General features: G+C 67.8%; 7 protein-coding genes and 1 pseudogene. 2 read left to right on the forward strand and 6 right to left on the reverse strand.

The features are described from left to right. Positions 1-31 precede the first annotated feature (31 nt). From GJ631_RS14490 to tgtA, 3 genes and pseudogenes are all read right to left on the reverse strand, one after another. Entirely contained in the window at positions 32-457 is a 426-nt protein-coding gene (locus GJ631_RS14490; protein ID WP_156709837.1) for a hypothetical protein, read from the reverse strand. A 32-nt stretch (positions 458-489) separates the two neighbouring features. After that, positions 490-2,244 carry an archaeosine synthase subunit alpha gene (gene arcS, locus GJ631_RS14495; RefSeq protein WP_156709838.1) on the reverse strand — a complete coding sequence of 585 codons (1,755 nt, stop codon included), beginning with the start codon at positions 2,242-2,244 and terminating at the stop codon, positions 490-492. 40 nt (positions 2,245-2,284) lie between these two features. After that, positions 2,285-3,792 (reverse strand): annotated as a pseudogene (gene tgtA, locus GJ631_RS14500) (tRNA guanosine(15) transglycosylase TgtA). A gap of 107 nt (positions 3,793-3,899) precedes the next feature. Here tgtA and GJ631_RS14505 point away from each other — a divergent pair. Both GJ631_RS14505 and GJ631_RS14510 read left to right on the forward strand, forming a co-directional pair. After that, the gene (locus GJ631_RS14505; RefSeq protein ID WP_156709839.1) at positions 3,900-4,202 is read left to right on the forward strand and encodes a ubiquitin-like small modifier protein 1; all 303 of its coding nucleotides are present in this window, start codon (positions 3,900-3,902) and stop codon (positions 4,200-4,202) included. A 207-nt stretch (positions 4,203-4,409) separates the two neighbouring features. Further along, a complete protein-coding gene (locus GJ631_RS14510) occupies positions 4,410-5,393 on the forward strand; it encodes an immunoglobulin-like domain-containing protein (protein ID WP_156709840.1) in 984 nt (327 codons plus the stop codon). A gap of 7 nt (positions 5,394-5,400) precedes the next feature. Here the strand turns inward: GJ631_RS14510 and GJ631_RS14515 are convergent, their stop codons facing one another. From GJ631_RS14515 to GJ631_RS18710, 3 genes are read right to left on the reverse strand one after another with little or no spacing between them, the layout of a single operon-like run. After that, a complete protein-coding gene (locus GJ631_RS14515) occupies positions 5,401-6,432 on the reverse strand; it encodes a dipeptide epimerase (RefSeq protein ID WP_156709841.1) in 1,032 nt (343 codons plus the stop codon). Further along, complete coding sequence (locus GJ631_RS14520; RefSeq protein WP_156709842.1) at positions 6,429-7,439, reverse strand: DUF1611 domain-containing protein; 1,011 nt, start codon at positions 7,437-7,439, stop codon at positions 6,429-6,431. Before GJ631_RS14520 ends, GJ631_RS14515 begins: the two co-directional genes overlap by 4 nt. A 52-nt stretch (positions 7,440-7,491) precedes the next feature. Further along, on the reverse strand, positions 7,492-8,370 hold the full coding sequence (locus GJ631_RS18710; protein WP_197425086.1) for a Vms1/Ankzf1 family peptidyl-tRNA hydrolase: 879 nt from the start codon (positions 8,368-8,370) through the stop codon (positions 7,492-7,494). Positions 8,371-8,387 lie beyond the last annotated feature (17 nt).

Here is an 8,387-nt window from a genome sequence, read left to right on the forward strand (position 1 = left end):
AAAAAGGTGGCCGGCGCCTGCGTCGAGCGAACTATTCCGACCGACCTGTCTCGAAGGTGAGGGCGTACCCGCCGACGACGAGAAGACCGAACAGGGCCGCATCCAGCACCGCGTATCCGCCGAGAATTCCCATCTCGACGAGGAGCGACCCCCGTTGGGCGACCGTGTCGGCCCCGAAGCGAACGAGGAGGTATCCGACGGCGGAGCCGACGAATCCCGCCAGCGCCGCGACGGCGAGGACGCCCGTCGGTTTACTACGGGCAGTCGTTCCGTAGGCGTAGCCGACGGCGGCGAAGCCGACGATGGCGACGGACATCCAAAGCGGGCGAATCAGCAGCGACAGGGTAGTCAAGCCGAAGAACTCCTGAAGCGATTGAAAAGCAACGAGACTCCGCAACGGAACGACGAGTGCCGATACGACTGCGACCGGGACTGCGAGGAGGGCAGGGCGGTCCATACCGCTATTCCCGACACCCGTCGAAAAGAATCCTACGGCTCTTCGCAGTGGCGTACGTCGACGGCGACGCCGCGCGTCCCCTCGACCATCGCCGCGCCGTGAGAGGCCGCCCGCCCGATGCCGAAGGCCTTCGGTCCCTCGAAGACGACCTCGTCGCCCGGCCGAATCGAGTCGTCGGCGTCGACGACGCCCGGCGCGAGGACGCTTCCGCTGGGGACGAAGGCGTCGATTTCGACCCGCTTGGTCGGCGCGTCGCTGTCGAGCCACGCCCGGGCGCCGGCCAGCGTCAACGACAGGGTTCCGTACTGGGCGACCTGCGTCGCAAGCAGTTCGCCCTCGCCGTCGACGACCCGGAGTTTCGGGTAGTAGCTCTCGGTTTCGACCTCGGGGCCGAACACCTCGTCGCCGGCACCGTCGCCGAACTGGAAATCCGCGATGGCTCGCACCGTCGCCGCCTCGCGTTCGCTCTTGTAGTAGCTATCCTCGCCCTCCAGCGCCGCGGCGAGGTTGTCGAGGGAGGCGTCGGTCGTCGGGTGGTCCTCGACGGTGTACTCGAAGTCGATGTCCAGCGAGTCGGCGACCCGCTCACAGATTTCCCGATACCCCTCGCCGGGAACGTGGGCGATGTGGCGGTCGTAGTCGGCGCGTTCGAGGTAGCGTTCGAGGACGGCGGCGACGAACTCGATTTCCGTCTCCGTCCAGTTGCCGGTCACCACGCTGTCGTAGTGTTGGGCGGGGTAGGTCGTCTCCAGTTCGTTGGGGACGACGCCGATGGGGGAGGTCATCGAGACGACGTGGCCGCGGTACTTGATGGCCTCCGAGAACTGCTGGTGGCTCTGGGAGTCGCTGTAGGGTTTCCGGGCCGAGCAGGGAACGAGGACGAGCGGCGCGTCGAGGCGGCGACGGTAGCGACTCGTCACGCGGTCGGCGAACCGCTGTATTTCGACGCGCCGGAGGGCGTCGTCGGTCGCCGCGAGCAACTCGTTTCGTCGGAACACGGGCGTCCGTGCTTCGAGATAGCCGTACTGCTGGTCGAGTCGGCGGAACGTCGCCGTCAGCCACGCCTCGTGGCGGGCCTGTCCCTCGACGTAATCGCGCAATCGGCCCTCCGAAATTCGGTGTCGGACGCGGGCGAGTTCCGCACGCAGGGCGTTGGCGTTGTGGTCGGCGCAGTCGGCCCGACTGAACTCCGAGACCGGCTTTCGGCAGGCTTCACAGGGGCACGGCAACTCATCGAGGTCCTCGAGGAACGCCTCGCCGTCCGTCGAGAGGTAGAACCCCTCCAGACCGCGCGCTCTCGCGCGTTTCTCGTCGAGCAGGTCGACGCCCGAATAGACTAACACGGCGGCGTTGGCCGGCGTCGCGACGCCGGAGAGATACAGTGCGGTGTCGTCGGGGATTGCACCCCGAACCGACAGCACTGCTTCGACGAACGCCTCGGCGTGGCCGGCGTACCCCGGCCCGCCGGCAAGGACGTAGGCGTCGGTGCCGTGGTCGGCGGCCGTCTCCGGCGAAACGACGGCAGCACTGGGATACTCGACATCGGGATATTCCCCCGAGAAGGCCTCGGCGACCGGTTGCTCGGTGCCCGGCGGTAGCGCTCGGTGAGGAAGAATCGTCAACCGCGCGTCGTCGCCGTCGGGCACCTCGCGGGCCTCGTGCCAGCGACTGCCCGAATCGACGACGAACTCGTCGACGAGGGCCGGCGTCGAGACGGCGTCCGCGAGGCGCAACTCGCCGCGGCGGGCGGCGGCGTCGCGCTCGTGAACCTCGAAGTAGTCGGTCATAGACGCCCTTCGTCGGCCGGCGGGTAACCCTCCTTCGGTCTCACTCCGCCTCGTCGTCCATCCACGCCGGTATCGTGCTGTCGTCGCCCAACTGGACGGTTCCGACCGATTCGGGCAGTGCCGCGAGTGCCGTCTCGGGCCACTCCCAGTGGCCGACCCAGAACTCCGTATCGGGATTGGCCGCGGCGAGGCGACGGACCCCCTCGGCGGCGGCCTCGTAGGCCGCGGGGTCGAGGCGCTCGGGAATCTCGGCAGTCAGTGGGTAGCTGTCCGACAGCGCCGGCGGATACGGGCCAAACGGGGCTTGTAGCCGCCACGTCGTATCGAAGCGGCTGTTGTCGTCGCCCTCCGACAGCAGGACGCGGTCGCCGTCGACGGCGAGCCGCGAGAGTCGGTCGTGGTGCCGGCGGACCTCCGGCCGGCGAGCGGACTCGCGGAGAGATGGAAGAACGTCCCCTTCGAGACGGGGTCGTGGGCCTCCAGTTGGTCGGCGCCGTCTAAGAGCGCGCGGTAGCCGTCGACCATCGCGGGATGTCCGCGAGCGCGTCGTTCGACCAACTCGAGGAGGTTCCCTTTCCGAATCGCCTGCTTGACGGTCCGCAACTCGCGGTAACTGACGTGGAGGTTGTGCCGGGCGAGCAGTTCCTCGCGACGGGCGTCGTCGGTCGCCCGGAGGCTCTCGGGGGTGTGTTCGGCACACACCGGACACGCACACGGGAGGTAATCGAGGTCCTCGAGGTGCTCGGTGCCGGAGACGGTGAGATAGCGGGCGTCGCGGGCGTACAGCGCGTAGGCGGCGGAGTCGAAGAGGTCACACCCCGCGGCGACGGCGAGGGCGAACATCATCGGGTGGCCGGCGCCGAAGAGGTGGACAGGCGCGTCGACCCCGAGGCCGCGTTTCGCGGCAAGGACGACCTCGACCATCTCGGCGTAGCGATACCCGTTCATCAGCGGCACGACCGCGCCGACGGGGAACACGTCAAGGCCGGTGCCCGCGGCGTGGGCGCCGGCGGCCTCCCGCAGGTCGGGGTACGTCGACCCCTGTACCGGCGCGTTGACGAGCATCTCGCCCACGTCGACCGATTCGGCGGCCTCCAGACGCTGCTGTGTCGTTTCGAGGTCCGCTTCGGCCTGCTCGCGGCCGACATCGGGAGGTGTCGGGATGTCTATCGGCGTGCCGATGTCCGAGCCGATATCTCGCTGAAATCGGAGGATTTCCTCGTTCGTCACCGAAATTTCGCCGTACTCCGACAGTTGGAACGACCCCGAGTCGGTCATGATGGCGCCAGAGAACTCCAACAGGTCGTGAAGCCCCTCATCGAGGGCGCGCTCGCGGAACTGCTCGGATTTGAAGAAGATATACCCGTTCGTGATGAGGACGTCCGCACCGAACTCGGCTTCGAGCACGGACGGTTCGATGGTTCGGATGTGGGGATTGATGACCGGAAGGAGAGCGGGCGTCTCGACGGTGACGCCGGCCCGCGGGACCGAGAGCTCGCCGATGCGGCCGGCGCCGTCCCCGTCCCGGAGTTCGAAAGAGTCGCGCATTGGATGGGGTTGCCGAGCGACGGCACTAAGGGTTGCGTTCGGTCGACACGCCATCCGAGTCGTCCGCGGGCGACACCGCTAAGGGAGAGCCACACCGACCCACGTCCATGGAATGGCGACTGTTCGCCAACCTCGCCGAGGCCGCCGGCACGAAACGTGTCACGGTCGAGGCTGAGGCCGGCGACACGTTCGGGGAGGCCTTCGAGCAACTGCTGGAGGCCCATCCCGAACTCAGAGACGAGGTGCTCGACGACGACGGCGAGATTCGCGACCACATTCGCGTCCTCCGCAACGACCACAACCCCTTCGTGAAAGACGACGGCCACGAGACGGTTCTGGAAGCGGGCGACGAACTCGCGCTGTTCCCACCGGTCAGCGGCGGCAGTAGCGTCGCTCAAAGACCCGTTTGAGCCTCCACAAGGAACTCCCCCCGTCGCCCCCCGTAGCGTCGCGTATGGCCCCCCGACAGACGAACGACCCTCCGAGTTGCCGGCACCGGCCTCGTCGGCGCACTCGCCGGCTGTCTCGACGGACTCGGCGATGGCAACGGGAACGGAGACGGAACACCGAATGGCACGCCGGACGACACCCCCGACGAAACACCGACGGCATCGTCGGTGACAGACACCGAGATACAGCAGTACCGCGTCGAGGGGTCGGCCGAGTGGTACGACGAGTCGACGACGGGCCAAATCGTCGTCATCGACAGCGAAAAACGACAGGAGGCGGTGGTCCGGCTTCACGAAGTCCCCGAGGCGCGGCGCGAGGCGCTCCGGGAGTTCCTCGATGGCGTCGACTACGAGGAGAGCGTCGTGTTGCTCGTCGCCTCCGTGGGTCCGAACACCTGTTACACGGAACTCGACGCAGGCGGTTTCGCCGTCGAGGACGACACCCTGGTCGGCGAGGCGTCGGCCGTCGACACCAGCGGCGACGACGAAGCCTGTGGAGAGGCAGTGACGTTCCCCTCGGCGCTCGTCCGTGTCACGTTCGAGGGCACACCCGTCACGGACACGTCCCTCGACATCACCGACGGGTGGGGTGAGACGGCGACGGTCACCGCAGGCGCCGACGACCCGCTGTCACCGGACCCCGCCGACCTGCCGGGGTACGTCCGCCCCGAGGGCGATGCAGACCCCATCGCGCCGCTTTCCTGTGAGGACGACTCCTTCGAACGACACCCCCAATGGCCCGACGAGGCGGACGTACAGTACGGCAACTTCGAGACCGACGGCGAAACGACGTTCGCACTCCGGGTCGCTGAGACGAGTTACGAGCGCGGCGACACGGTCGAGATGACGCTCACGAACGTCACCGACCGGGAGGCCTCGACCGGGAACAGACGGAAGTACAACCTACAGGTGTACACCGAAGACGGCTGGCAGGACGTCCGTGGCGGGTCGGAGAGTTCGTTCGGCTACACCGACTTGGCAATCGGCCACGCCCCCGGCGAGGGGTTCGAGTGGTCCGTCGAGTTGACCGAGGATGGAGTCGGCGGCGACCGCTTCGAAGTGTGTCCGGACCTGTCGGCCGGCCGCTATCGGTTCGCGTACTTCGGCGTCATCGGCGACGGCGCGGTGGCTGTCGCCTTCGACGTGGCCTAAGCAGCCGTCACCAGGGTACCGCACCCGTTCCGCGTTCGACCGCACCGAGGTCGAACCGACCATCGGAGACTGGGACGCCTTCGTAGGGGTCCGACTCCAGCAACAGCGACCCGTCGAGGTCGGCGTAATCGAGCAACGGCAACAGGTGTGCCGCCCCCGCGATGGCGGCGTTCGTTTCGAGCATGCAGCCACACATCACCTCCAGTCCGTGTGCGCGGGCGGTGTGAATCGCCTCAACGGCGGGCGTGATGCCGCCCGTCTTCATCAGTTTCAGATTGACGATATCGCAGCTGTCGGCGATGTCGGGTACGTCGACGGCGGTGAGACAGGACTCGTCGGCCGCGATAGGCAGCGGCGAGCGCTCGGAGACGTATCGAAGTCCCTCGCCGTTCTCCGCGGGAACCGGCTGTTCGACGAACTCTACGTCGTGGTCGGCCAGCGCCTCGCAGTTGCGGACCGCCTCGGTCGGCGTCCACGCCTCGTTGGCGTCGACCCGAAGCGTCACGTTGGGGGCGACGGCGCGAATCGCCTCGACGATGCGCTGGTCGCGGTCGGTGCCGAGTTTCACCTTCAGGACCGAGTAACCCGAATCGACGGCCGCCCGGGCACGGCGCTTCATCGCGTCGGTGTCGTCGATGCCGACGGTGAAGGAGGTGGGTGGACACTCGGTGGCGGCCGACGCACCGAGCAGGCGGTACACCGGCTGGTCGAGCAGTTTTCCCGCGAGGTCCCACAGGGCGATGTCGACGGCGGCGCGGGCCGCCGGGTTGTCGCGTGCGACCGACAGCATCCGGTCGTGAATCTCGCGGCGAGCGAAGGGGTCGCCGACCGACTCGGCTGCCTCAAGATACTCCGGCAACAGCGCCTCGACGGTCGCGGTGGTCTCGCCGTAGTGGCGTGAGGGTGCGGCCGCGCCGTACCCCACCTCGCCGTCGTGTTCGACGGTGACGACGACGTTTTCGGTCGTCTCGGTCGTCCCGCGGGAGATGGTAAACGGCACGTCGAGCGGTAACTCGACGGTGTCGAAGTCGGTTCTCATAGCTGGTCGATGATTTTCGCGGCGTCGTCCCGGACCGGGTCGGCGGCGGGGACGCCGATGGAGTCCTCGTACGCTTCGATGGCCGCCTCGGCCTCGTCGGGCGACATGCCGTAGGTGTTCAACGCGCCGCCAAGCAGTTCCGTCGGCGCGACGCCTTCGGCGAGGTCCTCGTACAGCGTCGCCACCTCGCCGGGGTCGGGGATGGGGAACGATTCGTAGCCGTGGATGGCCTCCCGGCCGGCGACGTGACACAACACGAGGTGGTCGGGCATCGCGCCGTGGAGGATGCCGCAGGTGACCGCCGAGTAGGCGGGGTGGATAATCGAGCCCTGTCCTTCGACGAAGAGGTAGTCGTACTCGTCGGCGGCCTCGACCAGCATACGCTCGACGGCGCCGTTGGTGAAGTCGCTGATGGTGCGGTCGATTGGGATACCCCAGCCGGCAATCATGATGCCCGTCTGGCCAGTCGGAATGAACCCGGCGTCGAGGCCGGCCTCGCGTGCGGCCTCGACCAACTCCAGCGTCGTCGTCATCTTGCCGGTCGAGCAGTCGGTACCGACCGTCAGGACGATTTCGCAGTCGAGGTCGCGGGCGACGCCCTCGGCGACGGTGAGGTCCTCGGGCGGGTTGCGTACGTCGCGTAACTCGACGCCGTGTTCGTCGGCGAGTCGGGCGAACTCCTCGTCGTCTTCGAGGAAGTAGTGCAGGCCGGCGATTACGTCGGCGCCGCGTTCGATGGCGCCGCGGACGTCAGGGCGCCAGGACTCGTCGAAGCCGCCGCCGATGGGCGCGATGCCGACGACCAGGGCGTCGAACTCCGGGGCGTCGTCGACGCTTTCGACGACCGGGGCATCGGAATCCACATCGGGGAGGTGGTCGGAGACGGTCGTTCCGACCGAATCGCGGTCGAGCACCGCGACGACATCGTCGTCGCCGTATCTGAGGATGCCGACGGCGGTTTTGGCGCGGTCCGGGAACTGCTCGTGGGCGAGAATCGCGATGCGCATACGCCGAAAGACACCACCCGTGAGTATAAACGCATCAGTCCGCGCCGCGCGTTTACAGTCCGTACACCGGGACGGTCCAGAAGTCCTCGAAGGCGTCTTCGAGGGCCGCCCGCGGTTTGCCGGTGGCGTCGACGGCGGCGGTCACGTCGGCGTCGAACTCGGAGACGAGACGGCGGTCGCCGACGACGTACAGTCGGTCGGCGTCGATGGCCGCCAGCGCGTCCTCGCACTTCTCGACGTGGTCGGCGATTTGCTCGTCGCGGAGTCGCTCGAAACGGGCCTGCGAGAACCCGCCCTTCGAGTGGTCGCTCTTCACGTCGCTCTCGAAGCCATCGTACTCGACGCGCTCGTCGCCCTCGTAGACGCCGACGGCGAAGACGTCCGAACGGACCAACGCGAGTGCGAACCGGCCGGTCGGCGCTAGCCACTCGCGGTCGATTCGCGGAGTGGCGTTCCACTCGACGAACGGGTCGGGAGCGACCGGCGGCCGGATGGCGACCGCCAGGAGACCGGCGTCGTCGGCGCAGACGAGACACGGCGCGGCCCGCGAGACGAGCGGGGTACGGTCACCGAGGAGTTCGCGAACGTCGTCGGGCACCTCGTCGTCGACGAACGCCGTCAGGACCGTCTCCTCTGACCCCTCGAAGGACGTGAGTCGGCCGTCTATCTCGTCGAGACGGCCAGCGCGGACGGTCTCTCGGTGTCGAAATCCGATATCGGCCGTCTCGTGTTCGGCGTCGACTTTGCCCTTCAGGTCGGCGATGCGGTCTTCGAGGCGGTTGACCCGCTCTTCGGCCTCCTGTCTGGCGCTGGCGGCGTCGGCACGGCGGTCGCTCTCGGCGTCGAGTTGGGCCTGTAGCCGGTCGCGCTCGTCTTCCAGTTCCGCGATGCGTTCCTTCAGTGCGGTCCGGCCGAGGAGGTCGTCGAGCATCGCCGGACCGAGGGGGG

It is taken from the genome of Natronomonas sp. CBA1123 (genome assembly GCF_009741925.1).
Taxonomy (GTDB): domain Archaea; phylum Halobacteriota; class Halobacteria; order Halobacteriales; family Haloarculaceae; genus Natronomonas.